This is a genomic window from Azospirillum sp. A1-3 (assembly GCF_023806445.1).
In the GTDB taxonomy this organism is placed as follows: domain Bacteria; phylum Pseudomonadota; class Alphaproteobacteria; order Azospirillales; family Azospirillaceae; genus Azospirillum.
In genome coordinates, this window is record NZ_JAMSLU010000001.1 from 189,622 (window position 1) to 208,396 (window position 18,775).

Annotated in this window: 18 protein-coding genes; 8 read left to right on the forward strand and 10 right to left on the reverse strand. The window is 70.0% G+C overall.

Annotated elements, in window-relative coordinates:
• Window positions 1-119: 119 nt before the first annotated feature.
• Both M5E06_RS00860 and M5E06_RS00865 read right to left on the reverse strand, forming a co-directional pair.
• On the reverse strand, window positions 120-614 hold the full coding sequence (locus M5E06_RS00860; RefSeq protein WP_109150332.1) for a HupE/UreJ family protein: 495 nt from the start codon (window positions 612-614) through the stop codon (window positions 120-122).
• A gap of 100 nt (window positions 615-714) precedes the next feature.
• Window positions 715-1,260, reverse strand: coding sequence for a hypothetical protein (locus M5E06_RS00865; RefSeq protein WP_252136825.1), 546 nt, complete (start codon window positions 1,258-1,260; stop codon window positions 715-717).
• Window positions 1,261-1,611: 351 nt separating this feature from the next.
• Between M5E06_RS00865 and M5E06_RS00870 the strand changes: the two genes are divergently transcribed.
• Window positions 1,612-3,057, forward strand: coding sequence for a Y-family DNA polymerase (locus M5E06_RS00870; RefSeq protein ID WP_252136826.1), 1,446 nt, complete (start codon window positions 1,612-1,614; stop codon window positions 3,055-3,057).
• A gap of 147 nt (window positions 3,058-3,204) precedes the next feature.
• On the opposite strand, the gene M5E06_RS00875 is transcribed toward M5E06_RS00870, so the two are convergent.
• Window positions 3,205-4,161: an acetyl-CoA carboxylase carboxyltransferase subunit alpha gene (locus tag M5E06_RS00875; protein WP_085087729.1), complete on the reverse strand. Its 957-nt coding sequence runs from the start codon at window positions 4,159-4,161 to the stop codon at window positions 3,205-3,207.
• 193 nt (window positions 4,162-4,354) lie between these two features.
• Between M5E06_RS00875 and M5E06_RS00880 the strand changes: the two genes are divergently transcribed.
• Window positions 4,355-5,125 carry a class I SAM-dependent methyltransferase gene (locus tag M5E06_RS00880; RefSeq protein ID WP_252136827.1) on the forward strand — a complete coding sequence of 257 codons (771 nt, stop codon included), beginning with the start codon at window positions 4,355-4,357 and terminating at the stop codon, window positions 5,123-5,125.
• Between the two features lie 146 nt (window positions 5,126-5,271).
• Here the strand turns inward: M5E06_RS00880 and aceB are convergent, their stop codons facing one another.
• Both aceB and pspF read right to left on the reverse strand, forming a co-directional pair.
• A complete protein-coding gene (aceB, locus tag M5E06_RS00885) occupies window positions 5,272-6,876 on the reverse strand; it encodes a malate synthase A (RefSeq protein WP_252136828.1) in 1,605 nt (534 codons plus the stop codon).
• A 91-nt stretch (window positions 6,877-6,967) separates the two neighbouring features.
• Complete coding sequence (pspF, locus tag M5E06_RS00890) at window positions 6,968-7,987, reverse strand: phage shock protein operon transcriptional activator (protein WP_252136829.1); 1,020 nt, start codon at window positions 7,985-7,987, stop codon at window positions 6,968-6,970.
• Window positions 7,988-8,165: 178 nt separating this feature from the next.
• On the opposite strand from pspF, the gene M5E06_RS00895 reads away from it, so the two are divergent.
• The 4 genes from M5E06_RS00895 (at window position 8,166) to pspC (ending at window position 9,980) form a co-directional block, all read left to right on the forward strand.
• Complete coding sequence (locus M5E06_RS00895; protein ID WP_169055040.1) at window positions 8,166-8,330, forward strand: hypothetical protein; 165 nt, start codon at window positions 8,166-8,168, stop codon at window positions 8,328-8,330.
• Between the two features lie 17 nt (window positions 8,331-8,347).
• The gene (pspA, locus tag M5E06_RS00900) at window positions 8,348-9,019 is read left to right on the forward strand and encodes a phage shock protein PspA (protein ID WP_252136830.1); all 672 of its coding nucleotides are present in this window, start codon (window positions 8,348-8,350) and stop codon (window positions 9,017-9,019) included.
• A gap of 81 nt (window positions 9,020-9,100) precedes the next feature.
• A complete protein-coding gene (pspB, locus tag M5E06_RS00905; protein WP_109073729.1) occupies window positions 9,101-9,328 on the forward strand; it encodes an envelope stress response membrane protein PspB in 228 nt (75 codons plus the stop codon).
• A gap of 250 nt (window positions 9,329-9,578) precedes the next feature.
• The gene (gene pspC / locus M5E06_RS00910; protein ID WP_109154894.1) at window positions 9,579-9,980 is read left to right on the forward strand and encodes an envelope stress response membrane protein PspC; all 402 of its coding nucleotides are present in this window, start codon (window positions 9,579-9,581) and stop codon (window positions 9,978-9,980) included.
• 58 nt (window positions 9,981-10,038) lie between these two features.
• On the opposite strand, the gene M5E06_RS35435 is transcribed toward pspC, so the two are convergent.
• Window positions 10,039-10,167, reverse strand: a complete 129-nt coding sequence (locus tag M5E06_RS35435; RefSeq protein WP_256379242.1) for a hypothetical protein — start codon at window positions 10,165-10,167, stop codon at window positions 10,039-10,041.
• A gap of 332 nt (window positions 10,168-10,499) precedes the next feature.
• On the opposite strand from M5E06_RS35435, the gene M5E06_RS00915 reads away from it, so the two are divergent.
• Window positions 10,500-11,015, forward strand: coding sequence for an MAPEG family protein (locus tag M5E06_RS00915; RefSeq protein WP_252136831.1), 516 nt, complete (start codon window positions 10,500-10,502; stop codon window positions 11,013-11,015).
• Here the strand turns inward: M5E06_RS00915 and M5E06_RS00920 are convergent.
• Both M5E06_RS00920 and M5E06_RS00925 read right to left on the reverse strand, forming a co-directional pair.
• Window positions 10,954-11,904, reverse strand: coding sequence for a glycosyltransferase family 2 protein (locus M5E06_RS00920; protein ID WP_252136832.1), 951 nt, complete (start codon window positions 11,902-11,904; stop codon window positions 10,954-10,956). The two genes, M5E06_RS00915 and M5E06_RS00920, sit on opposite strands and share 62 nt — an antisense overlap.
• Window positions 11,901-13,325, reverse strand: a complete 1,425-nt coding sequence (locus tag M5E06_RS00925; protein ID WP_252136833.1) for an O-antigen polymerase — start codon at window positions 13,323-13,325, stop codon at window positions 11,901-11,903. Before M5E06_RS00925 ends, M5E06_RS00920 begins: the two co-directional genes overlap by 4 nt.
• A 353-nt stretch (window positions 13,326-13,678) precedes the next feature.
• Between M5E06_RS00925 and M5E06_RS00930 the strand changes: the two genes are divergently transcribed.
• Window positions 13,679-15,514 (forward strand): right-handed parallel beta-helix repeat-containing protein, encoded by a 1,836-nt coding sequence (locus M5E06_RS00930; protein WP_252136834.1) that lies wholly within the window; start codon window positions 13,679-13,681, stop codon window positions 15,512-15,514.
• Window positions 15,515-15,655: 141 nt separating this feature from the next.
• Here M5E06_RS00930 and M5E06_RS00935 read toward each other — a convergent pair whose 3' ends face one another.
• Window positions 15,656-17,005 (reverse strand): heme biosynthesis protein HemY, encoded by a 1,350-nt coding sequence (locus tag M5E06_RS00935; protein ID WP_252136835.1) that lies wholly within the window; start codon window positions 17,003-17,005, stop codon window positions 15,656-15,658.
• Window positions 17,002-18,756: a mitofilin family membrane protein gene (locus M5E06_RS00940; RefSeq protein WP_252136836.1), complete on the reverse strand. Its 1,755-nt coding sequence runs from the start codon at window positions 18,754-18,756 to the stop codon at window positions 17,002-17,004. Before M5E06_RS00940 ends, M5E06_RS00935 begins: the two co-directional genes overlap by 4 nt.
• Between the last annotated feature and the right edge of the window lie 19 nt (window positions 18,757-18,775).

Consider the following 18,775-nt stretch of genomic DNA (forward strand, 5'->3'; position numbering starts at 1 on the left):
GGGCACCGGGGCGTTCCGTTCGTCTGGCCCGTTGGTCCCGGAAGGGAGGGGCGGGGCGGGAAGGAGGGGCGTGTCCTCAAAGATTTCCGCGCAACCCCGTCATTTCAAGGCGCAACCGGTCAAATCACGCCGACGAGGTCAAGAACGCCGGCGACTGCTACCGCACCGCCACACAGCCGCACCGCGCGCTCCGACTCGGCCTGCGTCACCGCGACCGACAGCCCCAGCCCGCCGCAGGCGACCAGCATCAGCCCGGCGGCGAAACCGGCCCAATAGAGCGGCGGTCCCTGGTGGGCATGGCCGTGGAACACGGCGGCGACCGCGGCGATCAGCACCGCCAGCACGGCAGGCGCCCGCACCCCCAGCGCCACCAGCGACCCGACCACCAGCAGCGAGGCGGCCAGTCCCGGTCCGGCATAGGGCAGCCGAACCCCCATCTGCGCGGCGAAGCCCGCCGCCAGCGCGGCGGTCACTGCGGCGGCCGGAACCTGCCACACCGCGGTGCCGCCGGCCTGTCCCGCCCACATGCCGATGCCGAGGATGCCCAGCAGATGCTGCAGCACCCACACCGGCGTGGTCAGCCCGGTGCCGAAGGCCCCCGTCAGCGTCGTCATGCGCCCGCATTCCCCATCCCGTTTCGCTCCGGCAGCCGGTATGGCGGCTGAGGCGGGGCGGGGTCAAGCGGTCAGGCTCCAGGTCGGGGAGGGGAGAAGGCTACCGCGCCAGCGGGTCGCCCCACTGTCGCAAGTCGTTCTCGCGCTTCATCAGATCGCGCTGGCCCAGCGGATCGAGCCGTCCCATGGCGTCGTCGGTGCGCATGCGGTCGACCTCCGGCCGGATCAGGTCACGCTTGAAGGCGTCGGTGGCGCTCTGGGACGAGGGCGGCGGCGGCACCGGGATCGGGCGCGGCGGCTGGGGCAGGACGGCCGGGTCGGGCGGGGGCGACGAACTGCCGCGGCGGCGCTTGAGCGGCGGCCGGTCGGTGCCGTCCGAGTCGCGGCGTGCCTGCGGCTCTTCGGCCTGCCGGGCCTGGGCCTGGGGAGCGGGCTTCGAGTCGGCGCGCGACTGCTCCGCCTGGATCTGGCTCCAGGTCCGCCGCTCCCCGCCGCCGGGAATCACCGTCTGCTCGTGGATCGGCGGAAATGCCTGGGCACGGCCGGGCATGTCGTCGCGCAGGTCTGGTGGCGCACAGGCACCGGCCGCCAGCAGGAGAACGAGCGGAGCCAGACGATTGGCGAGGGACGGGAGATGTGGGGTCATTGATTGAATGTCGGCACTGCTGATCGTTTCGGCAAGATGACCCCAAAGGAGGGACTCCCCTTGCGGCCAAGCCAGCGCTAGAGTGTTCTTTGTTTGTTCTGAATCGTTGGGTTCCGTATGACACGCCCCCCTCCCCACCCGCCTTTATCTCCCTCTCCCCCCCGGGGAGAGGGTCGGGGTGAGGGGGATGCGCGGCGAGACCTGCCGAGAATCCTCACCGCGCACCCCCCTCACCCTAACCCTCTCCCCGGGGGGGAGAGGGGATCTCAAGGCGGGGGGGCGGAGAGAACCCGTCGCCGCATCCTCGCCCTGTGGCTGCCCCGCCTGCCGACTGACGCGCGGGAGCGGCTCATGCCACCGGATCTGCGCGCGCGTCCTCTGGCCCTGCTGCGGACGGAGCGCCAGCGGCGGATGGTGGTGGCGGTCAACCGGGCGGCGGCGGTGCTGGGCATCACTCCCGGCCACACGCTCAGCGATGCCCGCGCGCTGGAACCGGCGCTGGAGGTGGCGGAGGCGACGCCGGAAGCCGATTCGGCCCTGCTCGGCCGCATCGCCGACTGGGCGCGGCGTTACAGCCCCTGGACCGCGGCGGACGAGCCGGACGGGGTGGTGATCGACATCACCGGCTGTGCCCATCTGTTCGGCGGCGAGCAGGCGCTGGCCGCCGATCTCACCGGCCGGCTGCGCGCCGCCGGCTTCGCCGCCCGCGCCGCCATCGCCGACACCCCCGCCGCCGCCTGGGGGCTGGTGCGGTTCGGCAATTCGGAAGAACGGCGGCGGGAGGCGCTGGACGGCCTGCCGCTCGCCGCTCTGCGCTTGGCCTCGGAGATGGTGGAGGGGTTGCATGCGCTGGGTCTGCGCCGGATCGGCGACCTGCACGCCATGCCGCGGGCGGGGCTGGCGGCAAGGTTCGGGGGCAGGTTGCTGCAACGTTACGATCAGGCCTTCGGCCGGCTGGACGAGCCGATCTCGCCGCGCCGGCCGGTGCCGGACCATCGCGAGCGCCTGACCTTCGCCGAACCGATCGCCACACCCGAATCGATCGCCGGAGCGTTGCGCCATCTGCTGGGGCGGCTGTGCAAGGGACTGGAGGCGGCGGGGCAGGGGGCGCGCCGGCTGCGGTTGGACGCCCACCGCACCGACCAGCGGGTGGATGACGAGCCGCAGAGCCTGACGCTCGGCACCAGCCGCCCGACCCGCGACCCGGCGGCGCTGGCCCGGCTGTTCGCTCCGTTGCTGGAGCGGATCGAGCCGGGGCCAGGGCTGGAAACGCTGGTGCTGTCGGCGACGGAGATCGGGCCGCTGTCGGCCGTGCAGACCGGCATGGATGGGGAGGAGGTTGACGGTGGATTGGCAGAACTGGTGGACCGGTTGACTCTGCGGCTGGGGGAACGGGCGGTGCTGCGGCTGGTGCCGCGGGAAAGCTGGCTGCCGGAACGCTGCGTGGCGCCGCATCCGCCGCTGGAGAGTTTGCCGCCGCCGAAGCCCTGGCCGGCGGGACAGCCGCGCCCGTTGCGCCTGCTGACCCCGCCCGAGCCGGTGGAGGCCACCGCCCCGCTGCCCGACGACCCGCCGCTGCAATTCGTCTGGCGCGGCGTGCGCCACCGCGTCAGCCGGGCCGAGGGGCCGGAGCGGATCGAATGCGAATGGTGGCGTGGGGAAGGATCGCTGGGGCTGGCCGTGCGCGATTACTACCGCGTGGAGGATGGCGACGGCCGCCGCTTCTGGCTGTTCAGGGCCGGGCTGTATCGGCCGGGGGAGACCCCGCGCTGGTTTCTGCACGGGTTTTTGGGGTGAGGTGCAATTGCCCCCTCCCTAACCCTCCCCCTCTTCGAGGGAGAGGGGACTGCCGCCGCTTCGGCAGCTACGTCACGCCGCAAAGCTCCTGCCCCCTCCACCGCCGAAGGCGGGGGAGGGATGGGGAGGGGGCAAACAGGCGAGGTCTTACCCCAGCCCCTTCTGCCCCATCTCCAGGAACTTCTCGCGGCGCTTGGCGCGCAGGGTGGCGCCGTCCAGGCCGTCCAACTCGCCCAGCGACTCCTCGATGCAGTCGCCCAGCTTCTTGATTGTCTCGGCCGGGTCGCGGTGGGCGCCGCCGATCGGCTCGCTCACCACATGGTCGATGACGCCCAGTTCCTTCAGGTCCTGGCTGATCAGGCGCAGCGCAATGGCCGCCTCGCCCGCCATGTCGGAGCTGCGCCACAGGATCGACGCGCAGCCTTCCGGCGAGATCACCGAATAGATGGCGTGTTCCAGCATCAGCACGCGGTCGGCGGTGGCGATCGCGATGGCGCCGCCCGAGCCGCCCTCGCCGATCACCGAGGCGACCATCGGCACGTTCAGCCGCAGGCAGCGCTCGATGCTCTTGGCGATGGCCTCGGCCTGGCCGCGCTCCTCCGCCTGGACGCCGGGGAAGGCGCCGGCGGTGTCGACCAGCGAGACGACCGGCAGCTTGAAGCGGTCGGCCAGATCCATCAGGCGCTGGGCCTTGCGGTAGCCTTCCGGCTTCGCCATCCCGAAATTGTGGCGGACGCGCGATTCGGTGTCGTTGCCCTTTTCCTGGCCGATCACCACCACCGAGCGGCCGCGGAAGCGACCCAGCCCGCCGATGACCGCGCGGTCCTCGGCGAAATGGCGGTCGCCGGCCAGCGGCGTGAAGTCCTCGATCAGGCCGTTCACATAGTCCAGGCAGTGCGGCCGATTGGGGTGGCGGGCCACCTGAACCTTCTGCGCGGGCGTGAGCTTGGCGTAGGTCTGCCGCAGGAGCTTGTCGACCTTGGCCTGCAGCTTGGCGACCTCGTCGGCGATGTTGATGTCGCCGGCGTTGGTCAGGTGCCGCAACTCCTCGATCTTGCCTTCAAGCTCGGCGATCGGCTTTTCGAATTCCAGGAAGGTCTGCATGCCGGACACGGGTGGTTGGCGAGGCGCACAAAAAAGCGCGCGCTTGGTAGCACGCCCGGCGCGCCTGCGCCACAGCGGAAAGATGCGGGACAGCCTGGGAAGGGTTCCGCGACGAACCCACAGGGTTTATCCTTAACCGCCGGGAAATTCCAAGCCTAATCGTTGCCCTGCTTGTCACGAGGCGGATCGCTGCATGCCCTCCTTCCCCACCTCCTTCAAGGACCATTTCTCCGGCCATGCCGGCGATTACCGCGCCTTTCGACCCACCTATCCGCCCGGTCTGGCCGCCGCCCTGGCCGATGCGGCGCCGGCCCGCGAACTGGCCTGGGACGTTGGTTGCGGCAACGGGCAGTTCTCCGTTTCACTGGCCGACCACTTCGCGGCGGTTCACGCCACCGACGCCAGCGCGGAGCAGATCGCACAGGCGGAAGCGCATCCACGGGTTCGCTATGCCGTCGCCCCGGCGGAGGACAGCGGATTGCCTGACGGCTGCTGCGACCTGATCGTCGCGGCGCAGGCGGCGCACTGGTTCGACCTGGGGCGCTTCTATGCCGAGGTGCGGCGGGTGGCGAAGCCGGGGGCGGCGGTGGCGCTGGTCTGCTACGGCCGGCAACTGCTCGACGATCCCGTGCTGGATCCGGTGGTGGAGCACTTCCACAACGGCACGCTGGGACCCTATTGGCCCGCCGACCGCTGGAAGGTGATCGAGGGCTATCGGGGCATGGAGTTTCCGTTTCCGGAGCTGCCGGTGCCGCCGCTGGCGATGGAGGCGGATTGGACGCTGCCGCGGCTGCTCGGCTACATGAACACCTGGTCGGGGGTGAAGGCGGCGACCAAGGCGCTGGGGCGCAACCCGCTGGAGGGCTTCGCCGAGGAGATCGCGCCGCTGTGGGGCGATGCGGAGACGGAGCGGCGGATTCGCTGGCCGCTGACGGTTCGGTTGGGGCGGGTGGGGGAGCGGTAGGCTGACGATGCCCCCACCCTAACCCTCCCCCGCTTCGCGGGAGAGGGAACTGCCGCCGCTTTGCGAATCTACCCTCTCCCGCGAAGCGGGGGAGGGAGGGACCCACGCGCCAGCGTGGGAGGGAGGGGGTAGCAAGGCGAGGTCCCTTACGCCCCCTCCGCCACCACGCGCTCGTAGGCCGGCAGGGTCAGGAAGTCGGTGAAGTCCTCGCGCGCGACCAGATCGCGGAACAGGGACGCGGCGTCGGCGTAGCGGCCCTTGGCGTAGGTGTCGGCACCGACGCGGGCCTTCCAGGCCGACAGCTCCTCCGCGATGACGCGGTCGACGAGGTCCAGCGTCACGGCCTGCCCGTCGTCCAGCGCCGTGCCGGTGTGGAGCCACTGCCAGACCTGGGTGCGGCTGATCTCCGCCGTGGCGGCATCCTCCATCAGGTTGAACAGCGGGACGCAGCCCTGGCCGCGCAGCCACGCCTCGATATAGCCGATGCCGACCGCCACGTTGTTGCGCAAGCCCCCCTCCGTCTTCGGCCCGGCGGGCACCGCCAGCAGGTCGGCAGCGGTGACGGTCACGTCGGTGCGCTTGCGGGCGATCTGGTTCGGGGTGGTCATGTAGGCGTCGAACACCTCGCGCGCCACCGGGACGAGGGCGGGATGGGCGACCCAGGTCCCGTCATGGCCGTTGGACGCTTCGCGCTCCTTGTCGGCGCGCACGCGGGAGAAGGCGGCCTCGTTGGCTTCCGGGTTGTCCTTCACCGGGATGAAGGCGGCCATGCCGCCAATGGCCGGGGCGCCGCGGCGGTGGCAGGTCTTGACCGCCAGCTGGCTGTAGGCCGACAGGAAGGGGGTGGCCATCGTCACCTCCGCCCGGTCGGGCATGACGGCGGCGGGGTCCTTCCGGAACTTCTTGATGAAGCTGAAGATATAGTCCCAGCGGCCGCAGTTCAGGCCGGCGGAATGCTCGCGCAGCTCATAGAGGATCTCGTCCATCTCGAAGGCGGCGAGGATGGTCTCGATCAGCACCGTCGCCTTGATCGAGCCCTGCGGCAGGTGGAGATACTCCTCCGCCACCAGGAAGACCTCGCGCCACAGCCGCGCCTCGAAATGGCTCTCCAGCTTGGGCAGGTAGAAATAGGGACCGCTGCCGCGCGCCAGAAGCTCCTTGGCGTTGTGGAAGACATGCAGGCCGAAGTCGAACAGCGCAGCCGACATCGGTTCACCGTCCATCAGCACATGGCGCTCTTCCAGATGCCAGCCGCGCGGCCGGACCTTCAGCACCGCGGGCTGATCGCTGAGGCGGTATTTCTTTCCGCTGGCCGGGTCCTCGTACGAAATGGTCCGGCGCACGGCGTCGCGGATGTTGATCTGCCCCTCGACCAGATTGGTCCAGGTCGGGCAGGTCGCATCCTCGTAATCCGCCATGAACACCTTGGCGCCGCTGTTCAGCGCGTTGATGACCATCTTGCGGTCGACCGGGCCGGTGATCTCCACCCGGCGGTCGAGCAGATCGACGGGCAGCGGGCTGATGGTCCAATCGGCCTCGCGGATCGCACGGGTTTCCGGCAGGAAATCAGGCTTGTGGCCCTGGTCGAGCAGCGCCTGCCGCTTGGTCCGCACGTCCAGCAGCCGCAGCCGTTCGCTGCCGAAGCGCCCCTCCAGCTCCGCCAGGAAGGCCATCGCCTCCGGCGTCAGGATTTCCTCGAAACCGGGCTTGATCGGACCACGGATTTCAAGACCTGAGATGCTGCTGGCCATCGTGCTGCTCCCCTTCCCGTATCGTGACGAACCGTTCTCTCGACGGTTGGGCAACCGGTATAGCACGGGAAACGCACAATCCGGGGACGGCCTAAGGTCGCAGATGGGCGGGCGGGATCAGCCCGTGCTTCTTCAGCATGCCGCGCAGCTGGTGATAGCCCAACCCCAGCGCCTCGGCGGTCTGGCGCTGGTTGAAGCGGTTGCGCTCCAGCGCCTCGCGCAGTCGGGCGGCCTCGAAGGCGCGGACCTGATCGAGGATGCCGCCGTCGGGTGCGGGTGCGGGGACTTGCGCGGCGGCGGGTGCCGCCTCCGGGCGGACAAACGGCGCCGTGGCCGGACGCCAGGGGGATTCGAATGGGTCGAGGATGATGTGGTCGAGCGACTCGTCGGGATCGGCGGCGGCGACGGAGCGCTCCACCGCATTGCGCAGCTCGCGGACATTGCCGGGCCAGTCATGGCCGCGCAGGCGGTCGAGCGCCGCGGCGGTGAAGCCGGGGAACAGCGGGCGTTGCAGCTCGCGCACCATGCCCAGCGCGAAATGCTCGGCCAGCGGCGGGATGTCGTCGGGACGGGCGCGCAGCGGCGGCAGGGTCACCACGTCGAAGGCCAGCCGGTCCAGCAGGTCGGCGCGGAAGCGCCCGGCGGCGGCCAGCGCCGGCAGGTCGGCGTTGGTGGCGCCGACCACCCGGACATCGACGGTGGCGGTGCGGCCGCCGACCCGCTCGATCTCGCCATATTCGACGGCGCGCAGCAGCTTTTCCTGAACGGCGGGGGAGGCGGTGGCGATCTCGTCCAGGAACAGGGTGCCGCCGTCGGCCTGCTCGATCCGGCCGATCTGCCGGCGGGTGGCGCCGGTGAAGGCCCCGGCCTCATGGCCGAACAGCTCCGAATCGAGCAGCGATTCAGGCAGCGCCGCGCAATTGACCTTGATGAAGGGGCGGTCCCACCGCTGCGACAGGTAGTGCAGGCGGGCGGCGATCAGCTCCTTGCCGGTCCCGCGCTCGCCGATTACCAGCACCGGCCGCTCCAGCGGCGCCACCCGCGACACATGCGCCAGCGCCGCCAGGAAGGCCGGCGATTCGCCGAGCAGGGACGGGGGAGTGATGCTCATCGTGCTTTTCGCGACTGTTTCGCTGAATTGGCGATGATATCGCCATATTGGCGATGCGGCAACAGGAGACGCTCACCGGCGCAAGCTTGGCAAGCCCAGGCGTTCCAAGGGTTTGGAGCCGATGCGCCTGGATTGGCACGGCGGTTGCGATACCGGTGGCATGGCAAGGAGGTCATCCATGAGCGACTTCAGCGATTTCCGCCGCCGCTATGGCGGTGACCGCTTCAACACCACGCAGGGCCGCCCGCTGGCGCGCCGCGTGCGCAACTATCTCGCCACCCGGCCGGCGGAAAGCTGGCTGTTCTTCTTCGCCGGCATCGTCGCCGGCGCCATCCTCGGCTGATTCACGGGACACCGACCATGAGCATCTTTTCGCGCCTGACCGACATCGTGCAGTCGAACCTGAACTCCCTGCTCGACCGCGCCGAGGAGCCGGAGAAGCTGATCCGCCTGATCATCCAGGAGATGGAAGACACGCTGGTCGAGGTGCGCTCCTCCACCGTCAAGATCATCGCGGAGAAGAAGGAGATCGAACGCCGCGTCGCCGATCTCCACCGCGAACGCGACGAGTGGGACCGCAAGGCCGAGGTGGCGCTGACCCGCGACCGCGAGGATCTGGCCAAGGGCGCGCTGATGGCGAAGTCCAAGGTCGCCGAGCAGGCCGACGCGCTGGCCGAGCAGCTGGTGCAGGTCGAGGCCGCGCTGTCCAAGGCCAATGAGGACATCAGCCGCCTGCAGGCCAAGCTGACCGACGCCAAGACCCGCGAGAAGGCGCTGGTCGCCCGCACCCAGACGGCCAGCAACCGGGTCAAGGTCCGCACTGTCCTGCATGACGAGCGCATCAACGACGCCCTCTCGCGCTTCGAGCAGGTCGAGCGTAACCTTGACGAGATGGAGGGCCGGGTCGAGGCCTATGACGTCGGCCGCACCAAGAGCCTGACCGAGGAGATCGCCGAGCTTGAGGCGACCCACAAGGTCGAAGAGGATCTGGCCGCGCTGAAGGCCCGCATCGCCGCCCGCCGTAACGGCTGACGGCCGGCCGGACCCGGCTGCCGGGGTGGGGCGGTGACGCCCCGCCCGCTCTTCTCACGACAATAAGAAGGCCCGACGACCATGGGGTTCCTGGGTTTCGTCCTCGCGGTGCTGTTCATGGTGGTGGTGGCGCCGGTCTGGATCGTCTTCCACTACATCACCAAATGGCGCTCCCAGCGCGGATTGACCGCGCAGGACGAACGGCTTCTGGCCGAATTGTGGGAGATCTCCAACCGGCTGGAGGCCCGCGTCCACTCGCTGGAGCGCGTGCTGGATACCGAGGCGCCGAACTGGCGCGACAAGGTGTGAGGGGTGCGGACGGAGCCCCCTCCCTAACCCTCCCCCGCTCTCAGCGGACCTACGGTCCGCCTGTCGCGTCAGCACAAACCGAAGGTTTGTGCGAGAGCTTCGCGGGAGAGGGGACTGCCGCAGCTTCGGCAGGTACGTCACGCTGACAAGCATCCTGCCCCCTCTCCCTCGAAGAGGGGGAGGGATGGGGAGGGGGCAATCGAAGCCGACACCTCCCAACCCGAAACTCAACGAAAGGACCGAGCCCGCCATGGACCGCGCGTCCCCCTACGACTCGCCGAATCCGCATCGGCTCTACCGCGATCCGCAGCGCGGGGTGCTGGGCGGGGTGTGCACGGGTGTTGCCGATTACTTCGGCGTGCAGCCGGCCGTGGTCCGGCTGGCGATGCTGTTCGCCCTGTTCTTCTTTTCGGTGCCGCTGGTGATCGCCTATGTCATCGCGCTGATGGTGCTGCCGGTGCGTCCGGCGCAGCTGTATCGCGATGCCGAGGAAGAGGCCTTCTGGCGTACGGTGTCGACCAAGCCCGACCGGACGCTCGCCGGTCTGACCCAGCGCTTCCGCGACATGGAGAAGCGGATCGTCGGAATGGAGGCCTACGTCGCCTCGAAGGAATTCGAACTGAACCGCGCGATCCGCGATCTGGATCGCTGATTGCCTTAGACAAACCGAACCGCTGATCCCCGACCGCAAAGGCCGGGGGCCGGTGTCGTCAGCGCCGCTGGCGGCGCCGGTCGCGGACGCGGATCGGGATCGGTTTCGGTGTGGGCATCGTGGCGATCAGACCGGCCAACGCCGCAGCCGTCGCCACCGCACCACCGAGCAGAACGAGATCCATCATAGGCCCTCCACCATCGAGATCCCCGTGTTCACCCACATGGTGAAGCACTTGGTTAGAACATGGTAGCGAAAAGAGAGACTGACAACATCTCTCCCATCGGGGCAGCCCCCCAGTAGACGCCGCCGAACATAGCGTCATGGGACACCCTCCGCGTCGCCCGGGCCTTGATCCAAATCACGAGCCGGGCCGTTATTGGTCGAAGGAACAGGGTGCGGTCCTTTCCAGATGGGAAGGGGCCGGCCCTTTGTCGAATCCCCGGCCTTTGACGGAGCCCCGCCCCGATGTCCGATACCAGTCTTCGCCAAAGCGCCCCCCGAAGGCGCAAATCCCTGGTGCTCCGCGCCCTGATGCTGAACGGGGCGTCGGCGGTGGTGACGGTGCTGCTGTTCGTCCTGCTGCTGTCGCTGGTGGCGCCGCCGATGGGCGTCAACGCGCCGGGCGCGCGGATGGCGCTGTGGGCGCGGCTGGTGGTCTGGCCGGCGCTGGTGCTGTTCGGCATGGTCGTCGGCGTGATGGCGATGCGCGGCCGCACCCAGGCCTTCAACCCCATCGAGGATCCCGAATCGCGTGGTCAGCGCGTCGCCCAGCGGGTGCTCGCCAACAGCGTGGAGCAGTCCGCCATCTTCGTCCCGGCGCTGGCCGCTCTGGTCGCCACCCTGCCGCAGCCCTCGCTGGGGGCGGCGGTGGCGGCGACCGCGCTGTTCGTGCTGGGGCGGCTGCTGTTCTGGACAGGCTATCTGGTGCATCCCTTCGCCCGCGCGCCGGGCATGGCGATGACGCTGACCGTCAATCTGATCGTGCTGGGCTGGGCCGTTCTGCTGCAACTGGGCGGGATGCAGCCCGGCTGACGGGCTTCTCCGCAGGTGGGGCACTGGCCGGCGCCGCCGTCTTCGCCAGATGAAGCCAGCGGCGGTAGGCGTCGGGGCTCACCGGTGCGCGGTGCTTCAGGCCGATGCGGAGGATCTGCGGCAGGGCCAGCAGCACCTTCAGATCGGTTATCCGCGGACCGTGGCGCAGGTTCTTCCAGCTGTTGCCGGCCCAGGATCGCGCCAGCCGCCACGCCATCAGCGAGGATGGGCAGCGCGCCACCTCGCGGATCAGGTCGTTGCGGTGGTTGTAGAAGCGCTCCATCCCCGGCTTGCGGCCCTTCTCGCTCTTGTCGTGGTAGACCATGACGTCGGGCAGGGCGACGACGCGATAGCCGGCGCCGACCAGCCGCAGGCAACGGTCCTTCTCCTCGCCCTGGCGGTAGAGTTCGGGCATGTAGAGTCCGACCTGCTCCACGGCAGTGCGCCGCAGCAGATGGCCGCAGCCGACATACCAGGGCACATCGAAGGGGGCGGCTCCCTTGGGGAAATAGACCAGCCCGTCGCGCGTCTCGATGTTGCAGGCGACGGCGGCGACCTCCGGGTTCTGTTCCAGATAGGCGACGCAGCGGGCCAGCCCGTCCGGATCCTCGAACCAGCTGTCGTCGTCGACCGACAGGATGCAGTCGCCGGTGGTGTTCACGAAACCGAAGTTGCGGGCCAGGATCAGCCCGCCATTGTGCGGCTGGCGGACATAGCGGACGGTCGGGAACTCCGCCCGCATCATCGCGCCGGTGCCGTCGCTGGAGCCGTCGTCGATGACGATGATCTCCATCGGCGGGGTGGTCTGGTTCATCAGCCGGGTCAGCGCGATGCGCAGCTCCGGCCCGCGGTTGTAGGTGGCGATGACGGCGCTGACGGTCAGCGTCATGACGGCTCCCTTCTGGCGAGATTGGGCCGGACAAGATTGGGTGGCGCCACCACCGGGCGCAGCGGGTCGTCGTCCAGGATTCCCCAGGCGCGGAGCGCGCGGGTCAGCCCGATCCACAGCAGGATCGGCAGCAGCGAGAAGAAGCCGAACTTCACGATGGTGATGTTGCCGTCGCGGAACCACTGCAGGCACAGCGGCAGGAAGGCGCAATAGAACAGCACGGCGTAGCGGTTGCGGAATCCGCTGGTCCAGAACCAGCGGTGCATACGGCCCAGGATCAGCCCCACCACCACCATGGTGACGATCATGCCGATCCAGCCGGCGCTCATCCAGCCGTCGCCGGGCAGCGAGGTGGTCAGGTTGTAGAAGACGCCGTAGTCGTTCAGGTCCACCCATTTCACCGGCGCGCCGACCGGCTTGCCCGGCCACAGCAGGCGGGGGATCGGTTCGGTGAACAGCTGCAGATACTGGGTGAACCAGGTGTAGGTCGCCGACTGTTTCGGCACCACCCACAGGATGTAGGCGAGGAAGTCGAAGTTCGCCAAATCCTGCCCGGCCAGCGCGTCGAGCGCCCGGCCGCTGCCGCTGCCGCCGTTGAACTTCAGCAGGACCGAGACCGGGGCGTCGCCGGCCAGCACATCGCGGAAGGCGTCGCGGTTGTTGCCCAGCACGGTGAACAGCCCCATCACCGGGATCGCGGCCAGCACATGCCACAGCCGGAACCACTTGGTGCGGGTGCGGTACAGCATCAGCAGCACCAGCCCCAGGATGCCCATGATGATCGCCCAGCGCCCCCAGCCCAGATAGGCGCGGTAGGCGACGAAGCCGGCGAAGGGGATGAAGGACAGCGGGTGGAAGCGGCAGACCCAGATCAGCCCCAGCGTCAGCGGCAGCCCCATCGAATGGGCCTCGGCGATGTAGCCGGTGGTGTTGGTGTAGATCGGCTGGCCGGTCAGCGGGTCGCGCTCCATCTGCACGTCGCCGGTGCCGTCGAAGCTGGCGCCGCCCTGGCGCTGGATCGCCGAATAGATGGCGAGCGGACCCAGCAGCAGCGCGGTGGTCAGGAAGGCCACGACGTCGACGCGGTCGAAGGAGAAGGCCGGTGCCGGCTCGCCGTTCGGGGTCCAGTCGGGCTTGACCAGGCCGGCCCACATGCAGGCGGCGGCGAAGGCGATCAGCCCCACCGAACTGACCGCCAGCGTCATGACGAACTGCTGCTCGTTCGGCCAGAAGCCCATGAACAGCCAGACATCGTCGAAATTCTGGGTGTGGACCAGGATCGGCCGCATGACGAAGACCAGGGCGTGGAAGATCAGGTACAGCGTCAGCGGATGGAACATCGATGCGCTGCCGGAGCTGAGGAACACCACGGTTACCAGCACCAGCACCAGGACCTGCGCGATCAGCGCCATTTCGATCATCGGCAAACAGTCCCCGGTAATTAGGCTCCGCCTGAACGGGGCGCGCGGCCCGCGGGCAAGCGGGTACGACCGGCCGGTCAGGCTAGGATGAAAAGCCAGCCTATACGCCCCGTCCCGGTCCGGCAGGGGTGCAGAGGGCGTGGCCCCTTCGCACCCGCACACCCCCTTCGCGCTTTTGCCGGTGCGGCAGGGCTGGGTCAGTCTCCCCCCTTCGGCGGCTTCGCCGTTGTCTTGGAGGAGGTTCTCCCATGTTCCGTTCCCAACCTCGTCATCGGAGTGGAGCGGCCCAAATCCTGCCTCGGATTTTGCTGACATCTGCGTTTCTGCTGACCGCTGCCGGATGGGGGCCGGCTGTGGCGGCACAGACCACATTCACCGAGATGACCTTCTATGTGTCGCCGACCGGCAATGACCGCTGGTCGGGACGCCTGTCCCAGCCGTCGGCGGACGGGCGCGATGGTCCCTTCGCCACCCCGGCCCGCGCGCTGGCCGCCGCCAAGGGAAGTGGCCCGGCCACCGTGCGGCTGCATGGCGGCACCTATCGGCTGACGGCGCCGCTGGTGGTCGATGCCTCCCTGCCGGGGCTGCGGCTGACCGCGGTGGAGGGGGAGCAGCCGGTGCTGTCGGGGGGCGAGGCGGTGGGCGGGGCGCAGATGGCGAACAGCCTGCTGTCGGCGCCGCTGGCGCGCGATCCGGGGCTGGACGTCTCGGTCGGCGGGCAGCGGCTGGACGCCGCGCGCAGCGGCGATTTCACGCCCGGCGACCCGCGCAGCGGCTGGTTCCCGGCCAAGGCGGTGCAGTCCGATCCCAAAAGTCCGGGGAGCAAGCGGCAGATGCGGCTTCCCGCCGGCGTGTTGAAGTCCGGCTGGGCCGGGCCGGGGGTGCGGGCGCAGGCGCTGGACCGTGAACGGCTGTCCGACGACCTGCTGGGCGTGGCGTCCGCCGATCCGAACGGTCTGCTGACCCTTGGCGGCGATGGGCAGTATCCTTACCGCGACGGCTCGACCGTGCGGCTGCTCGGCCATCCCGATTTCCTGACGCGGCCGGGTGAGTTCGCCTGGGATGCCAAGGCAAAGCGCCTGCTGGTGAAGCCGCCGACCGGGCTGAACAGCGCCGGGGCGGAGCTGGTGGTGGCGCGGCAGCCGGTGCTGCTGCGGCTCGACAATGCGCGCAACGTGACGGTGGAGGGGCTGACCTTCACCGATGTGCCGTGGGACGGCAACGCCGTGCTGGTGAAGGGCGGCAGCGGCACGCGGATCGCCGGCAACCGCTTCCTGCTGGTAGGCACCGCAGTGATGCTCGACGGCGCCAGCCGCAGCGAGGTGTCGGGCAACCGGATGGAGCATCTCGGCCGCTCCGGCGTGGTGCTGGCGCCGGGCAGCAGCGACAACCGCATCCTCGCCAACCGCATCAGCGACATCGGCGAGGTGCGCTTCTTCAGCGGCGGCGTCATGGGCGCCGGCATCCGCAACACGCTGATCGCCCACAACGACATCCGCCGGTCGGCCCGTTACGGCATCTCGATCAAGAACTGGAACCCGCAGACGGTGAACAGCGACAACACCATTGAGTTCAACCGCATCCGCGATACCGCCCGCCAGACCGCCGACGCCGGTGCCATCGAGATGCTGGGCCGCAGCGGCAACGACACCCGCAGCATCATCCGCTTCAACGACATCCGCGACACCGGCGGCCTCGCCACCGACGCGCAGGGGCGTTGGCTGGTCCGTTACAAGGGCTTCGGTATCTATCTGGACGACATGACCAGCGGCGTGACGGTACAGGGCAACCTGCTGGAGAACACCGGCATGGCGGCGATCTTCCTGCATGGCGGCGACAACAACCGGGTGTCGGACAACATCACCATGATGAACGACGGCAAGGACCGCTTCCTGCGGCTGGAATGGGTGCCCAGCGCCGGCCCGGCCGGCCGGATGCACGGCAATGTCGCCGACGGCAACGTGGTGGCCGGCCCGTCGGCGAAGGAGCAGGTCGTCAACAGCCTGTCCGGCGGCGAGTACCGGGTCGAGAACACGCAGCTGGAAAACGCGGCGCCCACGGCGGAGGCCGCCGCTGTAGCCAGCGCCGCCAGGGCCGCGAACGCCCCGGCCGGGGGGCGCCTGCTCGACCGCCTGCTGGCGAAGAAGGAACTGCCTCTCGACCGTGTCGGACCGGAGGGGATGCGGTAGAGGCAACAGGCTGGAGCGATCCTCATTCGGCCGTTGGCTTTGGTGGACGGGAGACCGCCAAAGCCGACGGACATCCTGAAAAGAAGAAAGCGCCCTTCCCGGTGGGGAAGGGCGCTTTTTCTTGCACCTTGCATCGATCCCTTACGCGGTCGCCGGACGGGCCAGCGCCGGGGGGATGTCGGTCGGCTCCATCAGCGGGACGGCGACCGTCGGGGCCTTCCAGGTCAGCGTGTCGAAGGCGCCGCAATGGCCGCACAGGCCGCCCCAGTTGTGGCTGACCGCCCCGCAGGAGCTGCAGGTCCACACCGGATCCTCCGGCGCGTTGGCGGCCTTGGCCAGCCAGTCCTTCGCCGCATCCTCGTCGTGGCGCTCGCCGCGGTCCAGCTCGGCCATCAGGCGGTAGGTGCGGCGGGTCGGGCCGATCTCCATGGCGCGGTTCAGGTGCTGGCGCGCCTCGCCCCACAGCTGGGCGTCGATGGCGGCGCGGGCGACGGCGAGGTGCGATTCGGCCGAGTCCGGGGACTGACGCACCAGCTTCTGGAACAGCCGGACGCGGGTCAGCGGGTCGTAGCTGGAGACGATCGACCGGTAGATGTCGGCCAGCTCCGGATGCGGCGAGTGGCGCCATGCCCGCTCCACCACCTTGGCGGCCGGCTTCAGCCGGTCGGCGGCGAGCTGCAGGCGGGCCAGACGGACGGCGGCGGGGACGAAGCCCGGCATCATGTCGTGCGCCGCCTGGGCGTGCGACAGGGCGGCGTCGGCCCGGCCGCGGCGCTCCGCCTCGAAGCTGCGCTCCAGCAGCAGGACGGCGCGGTGGCGGCGGCCCTCGTCGGTCGGGATGGCCCCGGCCTGGATCGCCTGCTGCAAGGTGCCTTCGGCGGCAGCCCAGTCGCCGGCCTGCGCCTCCAGGTCATAGAGCGTGCCGAGCAGCCAGGGCGTGTTGGGCTGGAGCCCGCGCGCTTTGCGGGCGAGGGTCAGCGCCTCCACCCGGTCGCCCGACTTGATCGCCTGGGTCAGCAGCCCGCGCATGCCGAGGAAGGCCGTCTCCGGCCGCTCCAGCATGGCGGTGAAATACTCCCTGGCGGCGCGCTCGTCGCCCTGCAGCTGGGCGGCCTGCGCCGACAGCAGCATGGTCAGCGGCGGCTCGTTCAGCAGCCCGTCGGCCTTGCGCGCCATCTTGCGCGCGGTCTGCGCGTCGCCGGCGGCGATGGCGACCATGCCCTGGGTCAGGGCGCGGTAACCGCGCTCGCGGCGGCGGACCCGGCTGTGGCGGCGGATGCGGTACGGCGTGCGGATCAGCCCGCGGATCAGGCGATAGCCCAGCGCCGCGATGCCCAGCGCCACGATCGTGACCAGCAGGGCAACCCAGAAGGGCGCCTCGACGGCGTAGCCCAGCCAATGGACGCTGACGGTGCCGGGACGGTCGGCGAGCCAGATCGCGGCGGCGATGACCACCGCGACCTTCAGAAGGAACCAGAGGGCGCGGATCATTGGGCCGTCCCCTTCCCGCCGGCGGCGGTGGTCATCAGGGCGATGGCGCGGTCGTTCAGCTGACGCGCGGCCTGATCGGCGGCCAGACGCGCCTTGGCGTCGGCCAGCCACGGGGCGGCGGTCTGCGCGGCCGGACCCTGCAGGGCCGACAGCTCCTCCACCGCCTTGGCGAGGTTGCCCTCGTTCAGAGCGGCCTCGGCGCGGGCGACGATGGCGTTGGCGGTGGTGCCGACCACCCCGCCGCCCTCCTGGCGGACGGTGACCAGGGTGGACAGCTTGCCGACCGCCGTGTCGATCCAGCTCTTGCCCTCGCCGCGGATGTCGGCGCGGACGATCTCGCCGGCCAGCGGCTGGAAGCGGTCGGTCAGCTGGGCGCGGGTCGGGATGCCCTTGGCGGCATAGGGCGCCACGGCGTCGAGCGGCTGGGTCACGCCCGCGTCGGAGATGTTGAGGGCGCGGACCGCCTGCAGGTCCTGCTGGAACGGCTGCCCGCCCGACAGGGAGGCGCGCAGCTGCCCGGCGGCCAGCACCAGCGCCTGCGCGGTGGAGGCGGCGTCCTGGCGCTCGCTGACGGCCTGGTTGACGCTGGTGACCTGCTGCTTCAGCGAGTCGACCTCGCTGCGCAGCTCCTGCGCCGCCTGGGAGTTGCCGGAGACGGCGGAGACCTTCTGCTCGAGCGCGGCGATGCGGTCGGCCAGCGCCTTCTGGGCGTCGGCGGCGCCGGTGTCGGGCGTGGCGGCCGGGCGCTTCTCCAGCGCGTCGATCCGCTGGGTCAGCGCGGAGAGGTCGGCGCCGTTGCCGCCCCCGGTGTTCGCGGCGGCCGGACGCTGCTCCAGCTTGCCGATGCGGTCGGTGAGCTGCTGGATCTGTGCCTTCAGCGCCGGGTCGGCCGGAGCGGAGGCGGTGGAGGAGGCGGACGGCGACGGCCAGCCGGGCAGGGCGGGACCCCACCAGGGCGCCGACAGGGCGGCGGCGCCGACCAGCAGTGCTACCACCGACAGGGCGGTGGCGAACCCACTGCCGGAGCGCGGCTCGTCGAGGTAGGACGGAGTAGGGGCGATAGTGGGGGCGATGGTCGGACGCGCCGGCTCGGCATCGGCGCTGCGGCTGTAGCCCGCGCTGCCGCTGGTGCCGGACGGCGTCCAGCTGCCGGTGGTGGTCTTCGACTCGTCGGATTTGGTGGAGCCTGATTTGACGGCTTCGTCCTTGGCTTCCTCGGCCTTCTCCGCGTCGCCCTTCGGCGTGTCGGCGAGGCTGTCGGTCGCGCCGATCGGCGTGACCGGCGGGATCAGGGCATCGGACGATTGCAGTTCGGTCACGGCACCTGTGGTCGCTTCGGCTGCCGGGGGCTCGGCGCCGGGGATGGTGTCGGCCGGGGAAGCGGTCGGCACCGGCTCCACCACCGGAGCGGCGTCGACCGTCGTGGCGGTCGCGGCGGCCGGGGTGATGACGGACGCGGCGGAGGCGTCGGTCGGCCGATCCTCGCTGGGGGTGGCCGCGTCCAGGTCGGCGTCGTCCAGCTTGATGCGGTGCTTGGCGGCGGCGGTGCGCAGGTCGGCATGGCGGGCCAGCGGGATCGCGCCGCGCTTCTTCCAACCCTGGACCGTCGTCACCGGGGTGTCCAGCTTGTGGGCCATCGGGCGGATGCCGCCGAAACGTTCGACGATGCGGTCGACCGCCGCATTGCCGGTGCTGGCGCCGTCGCCGTCACGGTCGGTGCCGGGGCGTTCGGGGCCTGGACGAGAGGTCATGGGCTGTACCTTCGGTTCG

What these genes read in the sequence shown, in the direction of transcription:
- M5E06_RS00870 (WP_252136826.1), top strand. Translation starts at nt 1,612, where the DNA reads ATGCCACCGGATCTGCGCGCGCGTCCTCTGGCCCTGCTGCGGACGGAG.
- M5E06_RS00860 (WP_109150332.1), bottom strand. Translation starts at nt 614, where the DNA reads ATGACGACGCTGACGGGGGCCTTCGGCACCGGGCTGACCACGCCGGTG.
- M5E06_RS00935 (WP_252136835.1), bottom strand. Translation starts at nt 17,005, where the DNA reads ATGATCCGCGCCCTCTGGTTCCTTCTGAAGGTCGCGGTGGTCATCGCC.
- pspB (WP_109073729.1), top strand. Translation starts at nt 9,101, where the DNA reads ATGGGGTTCCTGGGTTTCGTCCTCGCGGTGCTGTTCATGGTGGTGGTG.
- M5E06_RS00865 (WP_252136825.1), bottom strand. Translation starts at nt 1,260, where the DNA reads ATGACCCCACATCTCCCGTCCCTCGCCAATCGTCTGGCTCCGCTCGTT.
- M5E06_RS00920 (WP_252136832.1), bottom strand. Translation starts at nt 11,904, where the DNA reads ATGACGCTGACCGTCAGCGCCGTCATCGCCACCTACAACCGCGGGCCG.
- M5E06_RS00925 (WP_252136833.1), bottom strand. Translation starts at nt 13,325, where the DNA reads ATGATCGAAATGGCGCTGATCGCGCAGGTCCTGGTGCTGGTGCTGGTA.
- M5E06_RS00875 (WP_085087729.1), bottom strand. Translation starts at nt 4,161, where the DNA reads ATGCAGACCTTCCTGGAATTCGAAAAGCCGATCGCCGAGCTTGAAGGC.
- M5E06_RS00880 (WP_252136827.1), top strand. Translation starts at nt 4,355, where the DNA reads ATGCCCTCCTTCCCCACCTCCTTCAAGGACCATTTCTCCGGCCATGCC.
- M5E06_RS00940 (WP_252136836.1), bottom strand. Translation starts at nt 18,756, where the DNA reads ATGACCTCTCGTCCAGGCCCCGAACGCCCCGGCACCGACCGTGACGGC.
- pspF (WP_252136829.1), bottom strand. Translation starts at nt 7,987, where the DNA reads ATGAGCATCACTCCCCCGTCCCTGCTCGGCGAATCGCCGGCCTTCCTG.
- pspC (WP_109154894.1), top strand. Translation starts at nt 9,579, where the DNA reads ATGGACCGCGCGTCCCCCTACGACTCGCCGAATCCGCATCGGCTCTAC.
- M5E06_RS35435 (WP_256379242.1), bottom strand. Translation starts at nt 10,167, where the DNA reads ATGATGGATCTCGTTCTGCTCGGTGGTGCGGTGGCGACGGCTGCGGCG.
- aceB (WP_252136828.1), bottom strand. Translation starts at nt 6,876, where the DNA reads ATGGCCAGCAGCATCTCAGGTCTTGAAATCCGTGGTCCGATCAAGCCC.
- pspA (WP_252136830.1), top strand. Translation starts at nt 8,348, where the DNA reads ATGAGCATCTTTTCGCGCCTGACCGACATCGTGCAGTCGAACCTGAAC.
- M5E06_RS00895 (WP_169055040.1), top strand. Translation starts at nt 8,166, where the DNA reads ATGAGCGACTTCAGCGATTTCCGCCGCCGCTATGGCGGTGACCGCTTC.